The sequence below is a fragment of the Flavobacterium ginsengisoli genome (assembly GCF_029625315.1).
GTDB classification, from domain to species: Bacteria; Bacteroidota; Bacteroidia; order Flavobacteriales; family Flavobacteriaceae; genus Flavobacterium; species Flavobacterium ginsengisoli.
The window spans coordinates 5,219,339-5,236,127 of the sequence record NZ_CP121110.1; the positions used below are offsets into that span (position 1 = coordinate 5,219,339).

A 16,789-nucleotide genomic window follows, 5' to 3' on the forward strand; every position below is an offset into this window, starting at 1 on the left:
GTTCTATTTTTTCTTTCACAACTTAAATATTTAAAATGAGCAATAATCAACAATGGAATCGCAGAAGTTTTCTGTTTACAATGAGTGGAGCAGGAGCAGCTTTAATGTTAAATCCGCTTTTGTCTTGGGCTGCAACTGAGCAAGATCCCAGAGTTGCTCGCTATTGTTGCAAGAACATTTGGAATCGATACACACAATCACATTGATGTTCCTTTGATAAAATCGGAGCTGCCAGGCCCAAAAGTTGATTTGTTTGGTGAAATGCAGAAATCTGGCTTATCTGCAATTTGTATGACTTTTGCCGTTGACTATCAGAAATTAGTTAATCCGGGAGATGCTTACGAAAGATTTCTAAATGGGTTAACTGCAATGGATGAAATATTAATTGCTAATAATATGAAACGCGCTCTCAATTACGCTGATTTGGAAGGCGCTCATAAAAATAAAAAGCCTATAGTAATTCAATCTGTCGAGGGCGGACATTTTTTAGAAGGCAAAATTGAGCGTTTGCAGGTTGCTTACGATAGAGGTTTAAGGCATTTAGGTTTGCTTCATGACAATGATGCTTCTGTTCCGTTAGGTGATATTTTTACAAAAACGCCTCAATGGGGTGGCCTTACTTCTTTTGGAGCTGAAACAATTACAGAATGTGAAAGACTAGGTATTTTGGTCGATTTGTCGCATTGTGATGATAATACGGTAAACGGAGCTTTAAAAGTTGCTAAGAAACCTGTTTTAGTTTCGCATACAGGTTTAAATACCCGTCTTGGAACAAATGAATTTATGTCTAAAATGATGATGCCAAGACTTATAAGTAAAGAACAGGCAAAAATTGTAGCAGATCACGGCAGTGTAATTGGGGTTTGGACACATCTCGCTGATTCACCAACTGAATTTGCAGATAATATAAAAGCTATGGTTGACGTAGTTGGTGTCGATCATGTTTGCATTGGAACTGATACTAAACTGACTCCAGCTTATCGTTCTCCAAATGATAAAGGATGGGGGCAAGGAGATAATAAAAAACCGGAAGATAAAAAGGAAGAGCCCCAAAAACAAAACGATCAAAAAAGGCAAAATACTAATAAAAAGCAAGGACCACAAGGAACTAATCAATCTTGGGGAATTGAGAAACAGGGATTTTATTATACCGTTGTTGAATCTTTACTGAAAGCGGGTTTTAAAGAAGAAGAGATTGCTAAAATCGGCGGTGGAAATTATTGCCGAATATTTGATATTGCAACGAAAAGATCTTAATCTGTCAAAGAGTATTTGTAAACAAAACAAAAGCGAAATAAAGAATTTTATTTCGCTTTTGTTTTGTCTTTATTTGGTGCTGGATATTTGTTTCTAAGATCAAAAACTAATTCTGAAGGGCCATTTTTCTGTAGGTAATCTAATTTTTCTACAGCTTCTTCCATGCTTGGAATTTCTCCTTTTGGAATCCACCACATGGCTGTATGCGCTTTTCCGAATTTCTGAAACCATTCTTTTCGGCGTCTCAAAAATTCACTGTGAAAAGTTTTGTACATATAATGCTCCAAAGTTTCAATGCTTTCCCAAACTGATACATTGATGATAATTTGCTCATCATTGTACGGATTTAGACTTGTGGCATTGTAACTGTCAGTTTCATCTTTTAATCTCCAAACAAAACCTTCGCTTTCTTCGGCTAAAGTGTTTACTGCATCTAAATTATCTACAAATTCTTTCATAATTGGGTCGTTAATGTCGACTCCTTTCATTTTGGCAATATTAATTTCGGCAAGATGATATTGACTCATAAGTTTTTATGTTTCTGAATAATTATGTAGGATTATTTTTTCGCCACAAATTACACGAATTGCACTAATTTTATATTCTAAATAAAAAAGAATTTGTGAAATTTTGTGTAATTCGTGGCAAACAACTTATAAAATCTGTGCAGTTTTGTAAACCTGAATTGGGCTTGAAACAAGATTTTCGGTTTTTTGGATAAAATCCTTTAAGTAAGATTGGTTGTTATGTAAGTCTAAACCAATTTGGTCTTTCCATTCTTCCCAAAGAATAAAAACATTTTCTGAAGTGTGTAAATCGTAACGAATACATGCGCCTTCTTTTCTAGTTTCTGTTACTAGATGTGTCAGAAGGTTTTGAATTTCAAGTAAATGTTCTGGTTTACTTTTTAAAATTGCGGTAATCGAAATCATAATTATAAGTTTTTAAAGGTTTCTTCAAGATGTTTCGTATAATTCTCCTTAAAGATAACGATATTTTCTGGTGTAGCACCTTTTTCAACGTCATGGAAATGGAATCCGTTTATACGTTCCATTCCTGTAAATTTATTCATTTTATGGAAACCAAACATTGCGCCGTCATCAACCGAAGTTTGATCGAAGAATTCTCCCGAAGTGTAAAAGCCGTTGCTGGAGCATTCCAGCTTGTGGTAAGCATGTATTTGCGTCCGTGCAAAAGTCCGCCGGTTCCGTAATTGATATCTGGATTTACGCGACTTCTTCCATCGCTCTTGTAAATTCCTTTGTTGTGACCTGCTGTAAAAACATCGTCTATGTATTTTTTGAAAAGGTTTGGAAGTTGAAACCACCAAACTGGTGTGTGGTAAATGATTACATCTGCCCAAACAAATTTTTCTACTTCTTGGTCAAGATCAATATTGTCTTCTACATGAGTTGTTTTTATTTCGTATTCGTTGCTTTTTGAAAGAAATTCGGTTGTCCAGTCTTGCACTGTTTTGTTGAATTTCCCTCCTGAATGGGCAAATTTTTGTCCACCGTTGATTATAAATATCTTTTTCATGTTACTTTATGTTATTATGGATACGTGATGCGTGAGGGATAGGAGCGATATCCTTTTACTTTTTTCTTTAAAAAGTAAAAGATTTAGCGGATAGCCCGCCCTTGGGACACGCCCAAATTCTAATTATTTAATTTTTGAAATCGCCTGATTGATGAATTCCAATTCTGAAGCTGATAAATCGAAATCCATTGTTTTAGCGTTTGAAATGGCTTGTTCTGCGTTTCTTGCTCCAGCCAAAACTATTGCAATTCCTTTTTGTAAAGAAGTCCAACGTAAAACTAATTGTGATAAACTTGCTTCTTTTGCGTGTGCTAAAGATGTTAATTCTTCGACTAAAGTTTTTACTTTTTGAAGATCGAATTGACTGAAATATCCGTTTCTGTGATCGTTTTCTTTTAATTTGCTATCTGTGAAATATTTTCCAGTCAATAACCCTCTTTCCATTGGACTGTAAGCAATGATTCCGATGTTTTTTGCAACTGTAAAAGGAATTAGTTCTTCTTCAATTTTACGGTTCAACATACTGTAAGCGACTTGATTTGATGCGATTTGAATTGTTTTTTGTGCTTCCTGAATTTGTGCAATGTTGTAATTACTAACTCCGAAAGCTCTGATTTTTCCTTGCTGAATTAAACTTTCTGCAGACTTCCATTGTTTCAGAAATTGGAGTAGTAGAGTCTGGCCAGTGAATTTGCAGTAAATCGATATAATCGGTTTGAAGACGTTTTAAGCTTTCCTCAACTTCTTTAATTACGTTTGCTTTTGATGAGTACTTATATACTGGAACTTTTTTTCCGTTGTCGTCAGCGTCAAAGAAGAAATCGCCTTTTCCGTTGTTGCTTCCGTCCCAAACTAAACCGAATTTGGTAAGTAGTTGAATTTTAGAGCGGTCGTAAGATTTTATAGCTTCGCCGATCATTTCTTCGCTTAAACCAAATCCGTAAAAAGGAGCGGTGTCGATTGTGGTAACGCCGTGATCGATTGAAGCTTGGACAGATGCTATTGAATCTTTCTTTTCTGTTCCGCCCCACATGATTCCGCCAATAGCAAAAGCGCCGTATGTAATAGCTGATAATTCAAGTTCTGAGTTGCCTAGTTTTCTATATTCCATGATTGTGATTTTTTATGTTTAAAATTGATGAGGCAAAATTATACTGTTTTTGTGATTCTTATTTGGTATATATTTGTCTTTTTTAGGTATATTTGCATCTTCAAATAAAATGGAATTATGAAAAAAGAAAACTTATATGAACCTTTTACGGTTTCTTTTGAAACGCTGAATGAATATCCAGACGTTGGAGATCGTCATAATTTTTTCGAATTGGTTTATATTCTGGAAGGAACGGGAAGGCAGTGTATTAATAAGAATATTTTTGAATATGATCCTGGGCATTTGTTTTTATTGACACCAGAAGATTGTCATAATTTTACGATTGAAACCAAAACGAAGTTTTTCTTTTTAAGGTTTAATGATATTTATTTGAAAAATTCGAGTCTTCAGAATGAAAATATTCAGCGATTAGAATATATACTTCAAAATGCCAATCATCAACCAGGCTGTATTCTTAAAAATGATCCTGATAAATGTTTGGTGAAAGTAATGATTGAAGCAATTTGCCGAGAACATCAGGATAAAGATGTTTACAATCAGGAATTGATTCAGCAGTTGGTTAATACACTGATTATTATTGTGGCGAGAAATATCGCGAAATACTTGCCTGAACAAGTCACCATAAATACGGAAGCTAAAGCGATGGATATTCTACAATATATTCAGAACAATATCTATTATCCTGAAAAAATCAAAGCGGAATCAATTAGCGATTATTTCGGAATCTCGAATACTTATTTAGGACGTTATTTTAAAAAACATGCAAGCGAAACGATGCAAGCAATATATCAGTAATTATAAAACGAAACTGATTGAACATCGTTTGCAATTCAGCGAGAAGCGTATTAACGAAATAGCCTATGAATTTGGCTTTACGGATGAAAGCCATTTTAATAAGTTTTTCAGAAAACAAAAAGGCTATAGTCCGTCTGAGTTTAGAAAGACGATTCGATTGAGTGCTTAGTTTTTTTTGCCACGACCCGAGCGATAGCGAACAGGCGAAGCAATTCCTGAATTTGCACTAATTTTATTTTTACCACAGATTAATTGTATTAAAAATGATTTTTTTTGCTTATTAATTTTCTCTCGCAGATTTAGCAGATTATGCGGATTTATTTTTTTAATCTGTTTAATCTGCTAAATCTGCGAGAGAATAAAAGAAGAATTCGTGTAAATCCGCGTTTTCGCAAAGCGAATCTGTTTTATTCGTGTACTTTAATTTTCTTTACTTACTATAAAATCAAAATGCTCGGTTTTACCAGCTTTTAAATTATTGATTTCATTTTGGATTAATTCTTCTAATGAATCTGCAACTATTAGGCGTGACCAAGATTCGTTTTGAAGTTCTATGATTTGTCCAAATTTTCCTTTTAATGCTGGATCTGTATCGTATAATAAGTAATCGCCATTTCTACCTGTAGCAAACGGAATCCATTTAGGGTTGGTGTAATTGTTTGTGTTGATTTTTTCGAAATCTATTTCCTGTTCAGGCAAATCGTCTTCATCAAATTGTAAATCTTGAATGGAATCCCATTCTTCTTTAATATCTTCAAACGGAATAAGTTCGTACCACCAATTATTAATTAAAATCTGAAAAGCTGAAGTAACTGCATCATAATCGACATTTTGAACTTTGTAAAAGTTGATAAGTGCCAGGGGAATTGTAATAGCGTCTTCTAGTTCTGTGTGTTCTTGAATATCTTCAATAGAAATTCCCTCTGCAAGATTGTAATAATCGTTGTTTGTAGAAATGATCTTATTGATTTCCGAAATCCATTCTTGCCATAAAGGCTGAAATGATTGGAATGCAGGATCAAGTGGAGCACTAATTTTCTTTTCTTTTTCTTCAGCGACCGAAATGCTCAAACTTGTAATTTTGCCATCTTCTTTATCAAACCAAACACTGATTCCGTTAAGGATAAAAGCGCCGCTTCTGTCTCCTTTAAAGAGTTTTACAAGCTGATTTTTGTTGTTTTCGTAGTAATGAAATAATTCTTGCCCTTCAAAAATAAATTCTCCTGAAAAAATACTTTTTGCGCAATAATCATATTCACGAAGTTCGAGTTCAACAGCAAGGCTTTCGACCTTATTTCCTTCTTTAGAAAAAGCCATAATGCCTTGGTCGTCCCAAGTGTAAATATGATTGTATTGTTTTTTAAGATATCTAGATTCTCCTAAAGCTTGTTTTAAAACTGTTATATCAATTGGGAATTCGATGTTTACATTGTTAATCTGAAAGCCTGTTTTGGATAATTCAAGTTTTGTCATTTCGCTTTTTTAGGAATTAGATAATCTTCTTAATCACACGAAGTTTGTGAGTGTGTTTGTTTAATTCGGGATTGTAGATTCCAGTATGGTCCAAACGGTCAATACGAACTTTTCCACTTGCGTGAATGATGTAGTTGTTTTCCATGATGATACCAACATGAGTGATATTTCCTTCGTCATTGTCGAAGAAAGCCAAATCACCTGGTTCACATTCTTCAATAAAACTTAACGGATCGCCTTCAAGTGCTTGCTGAGAAGCGTCACGATGAATTTTATAGCCGTTTAGTTTGTAAACCATTTGAGTAAAACCAGAACAGTCAATGCCAAAAGGTGTTTTTCCGCCCCATAAATACGGAGCATTCAAGTACATAAAAGCGGTTTTAATTAAAGCGCTTTTAGGTTTAATGCCGCTGGTTTTGGTTCCTTCAAAATCAAAGTTGGAAGTATTGATTTCGCTATTGTTTAAAAATGATAATGAAGCTCCAAGCGGAATAGGAAGCAATAGATTATTTGGAGCAGTGATATAATCAATTAAATCGGCATTTAAAATAATTGACTCTTTACTCAAAAGATCAAATTGCTCTTTTGTAATTTCCTGATATTGCTTAGAATCTACCCAGCCTTCATAGTCATCAAACTGAATCCTGATTCGCGCCCATTGATTTTTACGTTCTAAAATTTCGATATGCTCGCCAAACAAAAGTTGTGTGACAATTTCACTTCTGTCGCTAGCTTCAGCGCGAACGGGTACTATGGCTAAATTGCAAATTCCAAACATTTAAGGAAATTTATAAGTTGAAAAATCAGGAGTTATATTGATAACTCCTGATTTTTTGAGATATTGTTTTAAGCTCTTTCGATAACAATTGCTGATGCGCCACCACCACCGTTACAAATTGCGGCAGCTCCAGTTTTTGCATTGTTTTGTTCTAAAACATTAAGTAAAGTTACAATTATACGTGCTCCAGAAGCTCCAAGAGGATGTCCTAAAGAAACTGCACCACCGTTTACGTTTACTTTATCGTTATCAAGATTTAATATTTTTGCATTGGCTAATCCCACTACAGAGAAAGCTTCGTTAAATTCGAAGAAATCAACATCTGAGATTGAGATTCCTGCTTTATCTAAAGCTTTTGGTAATGCTTTTGCCGGACTTGTTGTAAACCATTTTGGTTCTTGTGCAGCATCTGCGTAGCCTTTTATGTAAGCTAAAGGTTTTAAACCTAATGCATTTGCTTTTTCTTCAGACATTAAAACCAAAGCAGCGGCTCCGTCATTGATTGTAGAAGCATTTGCAGCGGTTACAGTTCCGTCTTTTGTGAAAACTGGTGCTAAAGATGGAATTTTATCTAATTTCACATTAGTATATTCCTCATCTTTAGAAAATATAACGGGTTCACCGCGTCTTTGAGGAACTTCAACAGGAACAACTTCATTGTCAAATTTTCCAGCGTCCCAAGCTTTTGCGCTTCTTTCATAAGATTGAATTGCAAATGCATCTTGTTCTTCACGGCTGATTTTGTATTCAGATGCACATAAGTCAGCGCAAACTCCCATTGCGTTATTGTCGTAAGCATCTGTCAAACCATCTTTTTGCATTCCATCAAGCATAGTTGCCGGACCAAATTTATTTCCAGTACGCATTTGTACATAGTGAGGAATCAAGCTCATGCTTTCCATTCCGCCCGCTACAACAATTTCAGCGTCGCCGCATGCGATTGCTTGGGCAACAAACATTACGGCTTTCATTCCAGATGCACATACTTTGTTTACTGTTGTAGCAGACAACTTCTTCAGACAGACCAGCAAAAAGCGCCGCTTGACGTGCTGGAGCTTGTCCGACACCCGCCTGGATTACATTCCCCATGAAAACTTCATCGACTAATTTTGGGTCAAGGTTAATTTTTGAAAGCGCTCCTTTTATGGCAGCAGCGCCTAATTTTGGTGCAGGTACAGTAGATAACCCGCCCATGAAACTTCCGATAGGTGTTCTAACGGCAGAAACGATAACAACTCTTTTGTTCATTTTCTGTTTAATAATAGTTAGTAAGCAAATTTAATGTTTATTTGAATAAATTCAAATTTTGTATTGAATCGAGCTGAATTTAAATTTAGGGTGAAATTTTTGTTAATTCTATTCGTTTGATTGTGAAGTGTTTTGAAAAAAAGATTAAAAAAAACTAAAAAAACTCAAAAAAAAGCTTGTGAGAAATGGAATGTTGTTATACATTTGCACTCGCAAAACGGAAGCAATTCCTTGAGCAAGGAGAGGTGCCAGAGCGGTAATGGAGCAGATTGCTAATCTGTCGACGGGTAACCGTCGCCAGGGTTCGAGTCCCTGTCTCTCCGCTTAATTTTTGCCTCGGGGTGTAGCGTAGCCCGGTTATCGCGCCTGCTTTGGGAGCAGGAGGCCGCAGGTTCGAATCCTGCCACCCCGACTACAATTGAAATAATGGTCGCATAGCTCAGCTGGATAGAGCACCTGCCTTCTAAGCAGGCGGTCGAAGGTTCGAATCCTTCTGCGATCACAAAAAACCATTCATCTCGAATGGTTTTTTTGTTTTTATGTAAATAGTTTTGATTTCTATTCTTAGAAATTTTAAAATAACGGTTCCATAGCTCAGCTGGATAGAGCAACGCACTTCTAATGCGTAGGTCGAAGGTTCGAATCCTTCTGGGATCACTTTATAGGATGATCATTTTTGATCATCCTTTTTTGTTTTGTACCTATTTTGTTTATTTTTAGTTGTTTATGGTTAAAAAATATTAATGGTATGAGAATAGCAATTCTTGGAACTCATAAGGTTGGTAAAACCACATTAGCAGAAAAACTGCATGAAACTCTTCCTGATTATGAGTTTTATTCAGAACCGTATTTTGAATTGCAGGAAATGGGTTTTGATTTTTCTGAAACGCCTACTGCAGATGATTATATAATCCAGTTAGAACATTCTTTAAAGCAAATTGTAAGAAGTAACAAAAATGCTATTTTTGACCGCTGTCCAATTGATCTTTTGGCATATGCTTTAGCGGTTGATGATAAATTGAATTTTTCGTCAATATTTAATAAAATTCAAAATGCAATTAAAGAAATTGACGTTTTTGTATTTGTTCCTATTGAACAGCCAGATCGAATTTTGTGCTCAGATTCAGATTTGCCTGAACTGAGGTCTGAAGTAAATGATGTAATCCGAGAATTAATTGATGATTTTGATTTGGAAGTAATTGAAGTAAGAGGAAGTTTATCTGAAAGGTTAAATCAAGTTCAAAATAAAATAGAGCATTAAAGAGATAAAATAAATAAAGACCAAACATTCTTGAACGCTTGGTCTTTATTCGTTTGTAATATTTGTTTTTAATGCAAATTACATTTATCAATAATTGTCAAATTCTCTTCGTTTGTAAAAAGTATCGTCATTACTTTCAGAAGCAAGGCGCGATTGTTCAGTAGGATAATAAGAATTCAATACTCTTCTTTCGTATTCCCTATCAAAATCATTTTGCCAGTTATATCTGCTTGTTTTTCTAAATGTATCATATCCAATATTGTTGGCCATGACAATTTTAGTATCTTTATTTATACTGACAGAACCAATTGGTATAATAATGTGGCTGTCTCCATCTTTATAGATAAATTCCTTTCCATTTTCATTTGCAATTGCATCATGTACTTCATTACGACTGTCTTCTATTAATCCTTTATCAAGATTAACGTCTAGATAAACAACACGTTGCATATCTTTATTAACCCAAAGGTTATCAATTTTTCCTATTGTGCGGTTGTCTGCGTCTACAATTTTCCAACCTCTTACATCAGAATAGTTTGAAGCGACTTTATAATCAGAAAGCTCGTCTAATCTGTATAAATTTCTATCTTTATTTTCCATAGTTTCTTAATAATTTGCTGTGCTGTCTACACTAGAATTGTTTTCGATTTCCATTCTGTTTTCATTTTGCACTTGGTTATCTTTCAAAAAGACATAGTATACAAGTGCTGAGATTAATAGGACTGCTACAATCCATGGCCAAATTGGCTTCTTTTTCTCAATTTTAATTTCTGCCATAACCTGTATTTTTATTATGAATATTTAATTTTATAATAAAGGTACTAATGGAGATTACGTTCGAAAGTATTTAATTTCATATAGAAGTTATAGAATTTCCAGTTGGATAGAAAATTGATTTACAATGTTTTGTGAGCTTAGTTGTTTGAAATGTATTAATTGAAATTGTTTTGTCTCTTTAGTTAAACCAATGTTTATGGGAGTTTCTTGTGTTCTTAAATTGTTTTGCAGTAAATTGCTTATTCATTTTTAATTCTAATAACAAATAAAATTTTTACTACACCCCATGAATGAAGAAATAAAATTTTTCCGAAATGCTAAGAAAACCAGAAATTTACTTTTTTATGCTAGCGCAATTAGTACTTTATTAGTAATTATGCTTTTATATGGCATAGGAACTTTTGATGGAGTATTTAAAATAAAACTTTCAATTGTTTCTGGTGCTATTCTTTTAATAATGCTTGTTTTGATATTTAAAATGCTTGCCAGTATAAAAGATAAATCTCCATTAATTCAAATAGATTCAAATGGTTTTTCTGGAAGAACAACTCCAGTAGCTAAAGCTTTCGGAAGAATAGAGTGGCAAGACGTTACCGATGTGCAACTAAATAAAGTAGGAGGTGATACTTTGGTTGCTGTTACAATTGATAATATAGCAAAGTATGACGGCCGCGCTTCTAAGTTTCTTTGGAAAATGGCTTATGACGAGCAAAATTCGAAATTGAATATAATGTACTCCGCTTCAGAAATTGAAATTAATGCAGATGAATTATATAAGCTGTTTTTAGAACATTGGAAAAAATAAAAATAGTCTGTTGTAAAATTTAAAGAGCCACTTTAATGAAGTGGCTCTTTTGTTAGTTCTAAATGCAAAATCGGATAGGGTTTTCCGCAGCCGTCTAGATCAGAAGTAGATTTTACTTCAAATCCAAAATGCTTGTAAAATGCAGTGGCTGTTTGGTTATCTTTATTTACATCAACTTTTGAGATTTTAAGTTCTTCAATTGCATATAATAATAACTTTTTTCCGATTCCTTTTCCGATTTGGTCCGCTGTTACAAACAACATTTCTAAGTTCTCATCATGAGTTCCGATAAAACCAATAATTTGTTGTTGGTCATTTTTTATACAGTTTAAAGAAACATTATCAAAAAAGTTTGGAATAAGTTCTTTGTAAAATGTAAAATCTTCAGGTTTTAAAAAATCGTGCGTTGCTTTTACTGAAGATTCCCACACTGAAATTAATTCTTGATATTCTGATTTATTGACTTTTTGAATCACAATTGATAAATGTTTGTTTTTTTGATAATCGGCAAAAATAGCAATTCTGTGTAACATTGGTTTTATCTTTTTGCGGCTGCCCAGAAAATTGAGTTTCTCAATAGAGTAGTGTATGCTTCGTTTTGAAATAATTCTGGTGCATGACCCATGAAAATGTAAACATTTCGCGAAGCAAAGTGATTGTTTGTCCAAACCACAGGATGATCTCCCATTTTTACTTTTGAATCTGGCTGGTAAGTAGATTCATCAACAGAAGCTAGAACATGAACATTTATTCTCGGACTTTTATCGTAAATGTACCATTCTTCTTTTTTGACTAGAAAATCTATTGGAATTCCTTTTGTTACAGGATGAGATTTGTCTTCAATAGTTACTTTACCACTGACAAAATCTGGAATATAATTAACAAATCTGATTCCGCCCATAAAATCAGAAAACCACTTCCACATTGGATATCCGTCAAACTCTCCAAGCAATGTCGCGTGATGCAGTCCAACCCAGCCGCCTTTCCCGCTGTTCATATATTTCTGAAATGCCTGCATTGATTCTTCGCTCCAAGTGTACGGAGGATAATCCAATTGTATAAAGACTTGATATTGCTTTAAAAGCGCTTCGTTGATGTTTTTTGTACTTTCTATATAATCGATTGTAAAACTGCTGTCAATAGCGAGTTTATTCAACCAAGGTTTGGTTGCTTTTGTAAAAGGAAGATGATGTCCGCCGTTTTCGTACAAAACTAAAGCTTTAAAACGCGACTTCTTTTGTTTTTGAGCTAGACAGTCTTGTTGAAGGAAACAGCCTAAAATAAGTAGAATAAAAAGTGTTATATTTTTCATTGTTTTGTAAAAGTTGCAGTTAAGCTAACGGTAATAGCTTTTAGTGGCAAATTACAAAAAAATGAAAATTTTTTTAAGTTTAATATTTTACGTTAAAAACTGAAATTTACAACACAAATCAAGTCTGTCATTGTCTGTGTTGTAAAATTCTAAAAAAGAACGATGTGTATTTGATGTGATTTAATTCGTCATTCTTTTTGCTTTTTCCATTTGTTTAAAACATTTGGAGTGAATTTCAAGTCCTTCTTTATATTGTTCAAAACTCATTCCGTATAGAAATGATTTGCTTTTTAAATCAATCTTACTTGATGCTGGGGTTTCAAATTGATTTTTAATAGAATCTGTTGGAATATTTTCTTTTTTATTGGTATTCTGATTTGTCATAAAATTAAAACTTTGATAAAAGATGTTTTTTCTAAATGCTTTATAAACTCAAGAGGTTAAAAGTTTTATTTTCTCAATTGCTTCTTTATTTTCATTTGCTACTTCTACCAATGCCAGTAAAATATCGTTTCTAAATATTGTTTTATTTCGAACATTTCTAACTAATGATTTGCTAGGAGCAGGCTGTCCTTTTTTGATGATACAAGCAATTGTAAGATCAACATAGGTTACAGGTAAATGCTTATCTATAAATTCATAAGCTTTTTTATTGTGAGAATTATCTTCTTTAAAATTGCTATTATTGATTAATTTTGACATATATTTGCTAAGTATTAATAACATGGTAATTGGCTTATGTAAATGTAGGAATAATATTATATTTATTATTCTTTTTAATGTTAAAAAATATATTTTAGCTATATTTTGAATGAATTTTAATAATGATGTATCACGAAAAATTAAGTAAATTCTTTAAGGACAAAGGATTGAAACAAAAGGAAGTTGGGGCGATTCTAGGATTTAGCCCTGCAATGATTGGGAGGTATTTACATGGAACGGCTAATATAGGTTCTGAATTTATTATTAGCTTAAGTAAAAATTTTCCAGATGTGGATTTGAATGATCTTTTTGCTCCCGATGAGCAAAATATGGTTAATGAAATGGGAGCGGTTTATCAAAAACAAACAATTTTGAATGACCTAGAAGAAATAGAAGGGCGCATTCATAATATTAGACTTCGTCTAGTAGACAAAAAGTTTGAGGAGTAATTGCAAGTTTCCCAAGAAAATATCTAACAAATTTAAACTTTACAGCAGTAATGAAACCACTCTATTTGGAGTGGTTTTTTTGTTATAAAATACTTCATTTTTAGTTAGGTATATATCAAGTAGTTAAGTTTTTTTTTACTAAATTTGATTAACAATTTCTAGCAGTAACCAATATGGAAAAATTAAAACGACCGGTTTATGTTAAACCAGGAGCGGATGATTTTTTTAAAAAGATGCGTTTAGAAGTGAATGAAACGGTCTTAAAAAACTCGTCCTTGTATGTATTAAATGTTGTGAAGTCATTAGGGCTTCTAGCAGTATTTTTTTTATTCTACGCCTGTATTTTAATGTTCGGGAATCAGACTCCCTTATTGTTTCTTTTTTACATTTTGTCTGGCATTACAATGATCGTTTTATTTATAAATGCTTTTCATGATGCTGCACATGGAGCTTTGTTTAAAAAGCCAAAGCATAATGAATGGTTTTTATATGTTTTAGAACTCTTCGGGAGTAATCATTGGCTTTGGATGAGACGTCATATAAGTCTGCATCATGCATACCCAAATGTGCCAGATTGGGATGTTGATATCAAACAGAGTGATATTATTAGAATATTCCCAAACAGTCCGCTCTTTAATTACCATAAGTATCAACACATTTACATGTGGTTTATCTATCCTTTTTATAGCCTAAATTGGCTTTATATTAGAGATTTTAAAGACTTTTTTGGTAAAAAGGATAATTATGTAAAGAAAGTAGTAGATAAAATTCCAAGACAAGAAGTTTACAGATTGTTTGTGGCTAAAATTATTAATTTAATTTACTTGCTTTTCATTCCAATGGTGCTTTTGAGCCAGCCTTGGTATACGGTTCTTTTTGCTTGGCTTTCAATGCATTTATGCGGTAGCGCAATTGGTGTTGTGGCGTTAGTTTCTACTCATGTTGACGAAGATGCTCATTTTCCTCATGCAGATGAAGACGGAAATCTTTCTGATACTTGGGTGATGCATCAGATGATTGTTACCAAAGATTTTAGTACAGAAAGTAAATTGGCTAATTTTTTATACGGCGGATTTACTCATCATGTAGCACACCATCTTTTTCCGGCGGTTGGGCATACATACTATCCATATATTACGCCAATTATAAAACGTTATGCAGCCGAATATAATCTTCCTTATACTTCATATCCGTTTCATCATGCTGTTCGTTCTCATTTTAGAATGTTGAGAGACAAAGGCGTAAAAGAGAACATTTTAATTACAGGAGAAATATAGTCTTCAAGATATTTAATAAAAAAGCGGTTTTTTTAAAACCGCTTTTTTTATGCATGTATTATTTTTTAATTTCTGTATTCTCCTTTTTAATATTTAAATCTTTTAAAAAGTTGCCTGTAATCTCAATCTCAAAATTATCTTCTTTAAAAATCGTCAGTTTTGACTCAGAAAATTTGTAGACGTTTATTTTATTGTTTTTAACATCAATATACAAATCATAAGAATAAGTGCTGCAGTCATGCTGTTTGCAACCCCAAGCGTGCAGTACATTATCTTGTTTTTCAAAAGGAGTTTCGGTATTCCAGTTTTTTATCATTGCATCGTAGTCAGCTCCTAAAAGTTTTTTTAATCTTGGCGCTAAACTGCTTTTAGTTAAAAATTGAGTCCCAATAACACTTTTATCTACTAAAGCATATAAAGAATCATTTGGGTTTAAAACAGTGCTATCTGCCTGTAAAGCCTCAGTTTTTATAGAAGTAGAATCTGTTTTAGGAACTTCTTTAATAATTTCTTTTTTGCAGGATAACAAGATTAAACTGCTTACAATGGCAGACTGAAATGTATTTGGCTCTGTAATTCATAATATAACTGATTTTAAAATTAATAATTTATTTTACAAAGTCGTAATGATCTAATTTTCATAAAGATATTAAAAATATTGTTTCTTTTAACAGTAATTTATGACGGATTTCAGATTCAAAAAAATAAATTTTTAGCTCTAAAGAGAAATCGTAAAAATCGATTTTTGATATTTTTTGTTTAACTTCAGTTTTTTAAATTATCTGACAATGAATCATACATTAAAAATTATAGCTTTTTTTCTTTTAGGAATTAGCACTCTACAAGCGCAAAACGAGGTTTATACTTCTCCTTCAGAAGTTAAAATTTCAGATACTACTTTTGTAAATCTAAGAGATTATAGTAATGATTTTGTATACGATATGAAATATGCGACCGAAGATAATTTTCTGAAAACAAAGGTTTACGATTGTGCTGAATGTATGCTTCGTTTAAAGACTGTAAAAGCACTAATTGCGACCAATAAAGATTTTCAGAAGAAAGGATATAAAATTAAATTGTATGACTGCTACAGGCCTTTAGATATTCAGAAAAAAATGTGGGAGATTGTTTCGAATCCTATTTATGTTGCAGATCCAAAAAAAGGCTCCATCCATAATAGAGGAGGAGCCGTAGATATTTCTTTAGTTGATGTTACAGGAAAAGAAGTTGATATGGGAACGTCTTTTGATTTTTTCGGAATTATGGCCAGTCATAATTTTAAACAGCTTTCAAAAGATATTCTTTCAAATAGAAAGTATCTAAAAAATACAATGATTAAAAACGGCTTCAATTCTTTTGATTCTGAATGGTGGCATTATAATTTAAAAGCAGGTTTAAAAGATAAAGTGTCCAACGAGAAATGGAAATGCGATTAATTATTCAACGCATCTTATGTTTTCCATAAAATAGGTATTTGGGTGTGTAACCTTTCCAGTCAATTCAGAGGTTAGTTCTCTTTTTACGATATAATCTTCAACATTTGTTAGATATTTCACTCGCATAATTGAGATCGGAGATTTTTTTAGTTCTTCGTAATTGTCTTTCATAAACATAAAAATACCAGTGTTTATGCGGTTGTCAAATCCTTTGTCGTCACGAACTAATGTTCCGCAATTTTCTTGATTGATATGCATCAATGTTACAATTTTTCCATTTTCTAATTGTAAAAAGATTTTTGAATTTTTATCGAAACAGTTGGCTTTAATAAAATCTTTACTTTTTTGAATAGATTGTAAATTTAAAGTAGGCAATCCGTCTGTTTGGGCTAATGAAAAGAAGATATAATCAAAGTTTCCTCCAAAATATTTCTCACTCATTAAATACTCATTTGTTACTTTATAGCTTCCAATAGAGTCATTTACATTTACGCTGTATTCACATGGTTTTTGCGCAAATGCAGTAATGGTCAATAAAAAAAGGGTTAGTGTAATTAGGTGTTTCATTG

21 protein-coding genes, 4 tRNA genes and 3 pseudogenes are annotated in these 16,789 nt (G+C 33.0%); 13 read left to right on the forward strand and 15 right to left on the reverse strand.

Annotated features, from left to right (window positions below):
- Positions 1-35: 35 nt before the first annotated feature.
- Both P5P87_RS24825 and P5P87_RS24830 read left to right on the forward strand, forming a co-directional pair.
- Entirely contained in the window at positions 36-206 is a 171-nt protein-coding gene (locus P5P87_RS24825) for a hypothetical protein (protein ID WP_278020969.1), read from the forward strand.
- Positions 154-1,257, forward strand: coding sequence for a dipeptidase (locus P5P87_RS24830; RefSeq protein WP_278020970.1), 1,104 nt, complete (start codon positions 154-156; stop codon positions 1,255-1,257). The genes P5P87_RS24825 and P5P87_RS24830 overlap by 53 nt, the downstream gene beginning before the upstream one ends.
- A gap of 47 nt (positions 1,258-1,304) precedes the next feature.
- Here P5P87_RS24830 and P5P87_RS24835 read toward each other — a convergent pair whose 3' ends face one another.
- From P5P87_RS24835 to P5P87_RS24850, 4 genes and pseudogenes are all read right to left on the reverse strand, one after another.
- Positions 1,305-1,784 (reverse strand): DUF3291 domain-containing protein, encoded by a 480-nt coding sequence (locus P5P87_RS24835; RefSeq protein ID WP_278020971.1) that lies wholly within the window; start codon positions 1,782-1,784, stop codon positions 1,305-1,307.
- A gap of 126 nt (positions 1,785-1,910) precedes the next feature.
- Positions 1,911-2,189, reverse strand: coding sequence for a putative quinol monooxygenase (locus P5P87_RS24840; protein WP_278020972.1), 279 nt, complete (start codon positions 2,187-2,189; stop codon positions 1,911-1,913).
- 2 nt (positions 2,190-2,191) lie between these two features.
- Positions 2,192-2,796 (reverse strand): annotated as a pseudogene (locus P5P87_RS24845) (NAD(P)H-dependent oxidoreductase).
- A gap of 123 nt (positions 2,797-2,919) precedes the next feature.
- A pseudogene (locus tag P5P87_RS24850) lies at positions 2,920-3,907 on the reverse strand (aldo/keto reductase).
- A gap of 117 nt (positions 3,908-4,024) precedes the next feature.
- On the opposite strand from P5P87_RS24850, the gene P5P87_RS24855 reads away from it, so the two are divergent.
- Together P5P87_RS24855 and P5P87_RS24860 are read left to right on the forward strand one after the other, a co-directional pair.
- The gene (locus P5P87_RS24855; protein WP_278020973.1) at positions 4,025-4,702 is read left to right on the forward strand and encodes an AraC family ligand binding domain-containing protein; all 678 of its coding nucleotides are present in this window, start codon (positions 4,025-4,027) and stop codon (positions 4,700-4,702) included.
- Positions 4,668-4,871 carry a helix-turn-helix domain-containing protein gene (locus tag P5P87_RS24860; RefSeq protein ID WP_278020974.1) on the forward strand — a complete coding sequence of 68 codons (204 nt, stop codon included), beginning with the start codon at positions 4,668-4,670 and terminating at the stop codon, positions 4,869-4,871. The genes P5P87_RS24855 and P5P87_RS24860 overlap by 35 nt, the downstream gene beginning before the upstream one ends.
- Positions 4,872-5,122: 251 nt before the next feature.
- On the opposite strand, the gene P5P87_RS24865 is transcribed toward P5P87_RS24860, so the two are convergent.
- The 3 genes and pseudogenes from P5P87_RS24865 to P5P87_RS24875 all read right to left on the reverse strand — a co-directional run bounded on the left by P5P87_RS24865 (position 5,123) and on the right by P5P87_RS24875 (position 8,201).
- The gene (locus P5P87_RS24865; RefSeq protein WP_278020975.1) at positions 5,123-6,175 is read right to left on the reverse strand and encodes an SMI1/KNR4 family protein; all 1,053 of its coding nucleotides are present in this window, start codon (positions 6,173-6,175) and stop codon (positions 5,123-5,125) included.
- A gap of 16 nt (positions 6,176-6,191) precedes the next feature.
- Positions 6,192-6,953, reverse strand: a complete 762-nt coding sequence (locus tag P5P87_RS24870; protein WP_198856342.1) for a C40 family peptidase — start codon at positions 6,951-6,953, stop codon at positions 6,192-6,194.
- 68 nt (positions 6,954-7,021) lie between these two features.
- Positions 7,022-8,201, reverse strand: a pseudogene (locus P5P87_RS24875) (acetyl-CoA C-acyltransferase).
- A 239-nt stretch (positions 8,202-8,440) separates the two neighbouring features.
- Here P5P87_RS24875 and P5P87_RS24880 point away from each other — a divergent pair.
- The 5 genes from P5P87_RS24880 (at position 8,441) to P5P87_RS24900 (ending at position 9,462) form a co-directional block, all read left to right on the forward strand.
- A tRNA-Ser gene (locus tag P5P87_RS24880) sits at positions 8,441-8,524 on the forward strand.
- 14 nt (positions 8,525-8,538) lie between these two features.
- Positions 8,539-8,613 (forward strand) — tRNA-Pro (locus P5P87_RS24885).
- A gap of 16 nt (positions 8,614-8,629) precedes the next feature.
- Positions 8,630-8,703, forward strand: a tRNA-Arg gene (locus P5P87_RS24890).
- An 81-nt stretch (positions 8,704-8,784) separates the two neighbouring features.
- Positions 8,785-8,858: transfer RNA gene (locus P5P87_RS24895), tRNA-Arg, on the forward strand.
- A 91-nt stretch (positions 8,859-8,949) separates the two neighbouring features.
- A complete protein-coding gene (locus P5P87_RS24900) occupies positions 8,950-9,462 on the forward strand; it encodes an ATP/GTP-binding protein (RefSeq protein WP_278020976.1) in 513 nt (170 codons plus the stop codon).
- Between the two features lie 87 nt (positions 9,463-9,549).
- Here the strand turns inward: P5P87_RS24900 and P5P87_RS24905 are convergent, their stop codons facing one another.
- Complete coding sequence (locus P5P87_RS24905) at positions 9,550-10,062, reverse strand: PRC-barrel domain-containing protein (RefSeq protein ID WP_278020977.1); 513 nt, start codon at positions 10,060-10,062, stop codon at positions 9,550-9,552.
- A 6-nt stretch (positions 10,063-10,068) separates the two neighbouring features.
- Complete coding sequence (locus P5P87_RS24910) at positions 10,069-10,239, reverse strand: hypothetical protein (protein WP_278020978.1); 171 nt, start codon at positions 10,237-10,239, stop codon at positions 10,069-10,071.
- 286 nt (positions 10,240-10,525) lie between these two features.
- Here P5P87_RS24910 and P5P87_RS24915 point away from each other — a divergent pair, with 286 nt between their 5' ends.
- Positions 10,526-11,044: an STM3941 family protein gene (locus tag P5P87_RS24915; protein WP_278020979.1), complete on the forward strand. Its 519-nt coding sequence runs from the start codon at positions 10,526-10,528 to the stop codon at positions 11,042-11,044.
- A gap of 32 nt (positions 11,045-11,076) precedes the next feature.
- Here the strand turns inward: P5P87_RS24915 and P5P87_RS24920 are convergent, their stop codons facing one another.
- The 4 genes from P5P87_RS24920 to P5P87_RS24935 all read right to left on the reverse strand — a co-directional run bounded on the left by P5P87_RS24920 (position 11,077) and on the right by P5P87_RS24935 (position 13,058).
- The gene (locus P5P87_RS24920; RefSeq protein WP_278022831.1) at positions 11,077-11,520 is read right to left on the reverse strand and encodes a GNAT family N-acetyltransferase; all 444 of its coding nucleotides are present in this window, start codon (positions 11,518-11,520) and stop codon (positions 11,077-11,079) included.
- Between the two features lie 62 nt (positions 11,521-11,582).
- On the reverse strand, positions 11,583-12,356 hold the full coding sequence (locus P5P87_RS24925) for a ThuA domain-containing protein (RefSeq protein WP_278020980.1): 774 nt from the start codon (positions 12,354-12,356) through the stop codon (positions 11,583-11,585).
- Positions 12,357-12,536: 180 nt separating this feature from the next.
- Positions 12,537-12,740, reverse strand: a complete 204-nt coding sequence (locus P5P87_RS24930) for a hypothetical protein (protein ID WP_278020981.1) — start codon at positions 12,738-12,740, stop codon at positions 12,537-12,539.
- A gap of 48 nt (positions 12,741-12,788) precedes the next feature.
- The gene (locus tag P5P87_RS24935) at positions 12,789-13,058 is read right to left on the reverse strand and encodes a hypothetical protein (RefSeq protein ID WP_198856333.1); all 270 of its coding nucleotides are present in this window, start codon (positions 13,056-13,058) and stop codon (positions 12,789-12,791) included.
- 122 nt (positions 13,059-13,180) lie between these two features.
- Here P5P87_RS24935 and P5P87_RS24940 point away from each other — a divergent pair, with 122 nt between their 5' ends.
- Positions 13,181-13,507, forward strand: coding sequence for a helix-turn-helix domain-containing protein (locus P5P87_RS24940; RefSeq protein ID WP_198856332.1), 327 nt, complete (start codon positions 13,181-13,183; stop codon positions 13,505-13,507).
- A gap of 173 nt (positions 13,508-13,680) precedes the next feature.
- Positions 13,681-14,784: a fatty acid desaturase family protein gene (locus P5P87_RS24945; RefSeq protein ID WP_198856331.1), complete on the forward strand. Its 1,104-nt coding sequence runs from the start codon at positions 13,681-13,683 to the stop codon at positions 14,782-14,784.
- Positions 14,785-14,842: 58 nt separating this feature from the next.
- Here P5P87_RS24945 and P5P87_RS24950 read toward each other — a convergent pair whose 3' ends face one another.
- Complete coding sequence (locus tag P5P87_RS24950) at positions 14,843-15,313, reverse strand: hypothetical protein (RefSeq protein WP_278020982.1); 471 nt, start codon at positions 15,311-15,313, stop codon at positions 14,843-14,845.
- 259 nt (positions 15,314-15,572) lie between these two features.
- On the opposite strand from P5P87_RS24950, the gene P5P87_RS24955 reads away from it, so the two are divergent.
- On the forward strand, positions 15,573-16,220 hold the full coding sequence (locus P5P87_RS24955; RefSeq protein WP_278020983.1) for a M15 family metallopeptidase: 648 nt from the start codon (positions 15,573-15,575) through the stop codon (positions 16,218-16,220).
- On the opposite strand, the gene P5P87_RS24960 is transcribed toward P5P87_RS24955, so the two are convergent.
- Positions 16,221-16,787 carry a hypothetical protein gene (locus P5P87_RS24960; protein WP_278020984.1) on the reverse strand — a complete coding sequence of 189 codons (567 nt, stop codon included), beginning with the start codon at positions 16,785-16,787 and terminating at the stop codon, positions 16,221-16,223. It lies immediately after the preceding gene.
- Positions 16,788-16,789 lie beyond the last annotated feature (2 nt).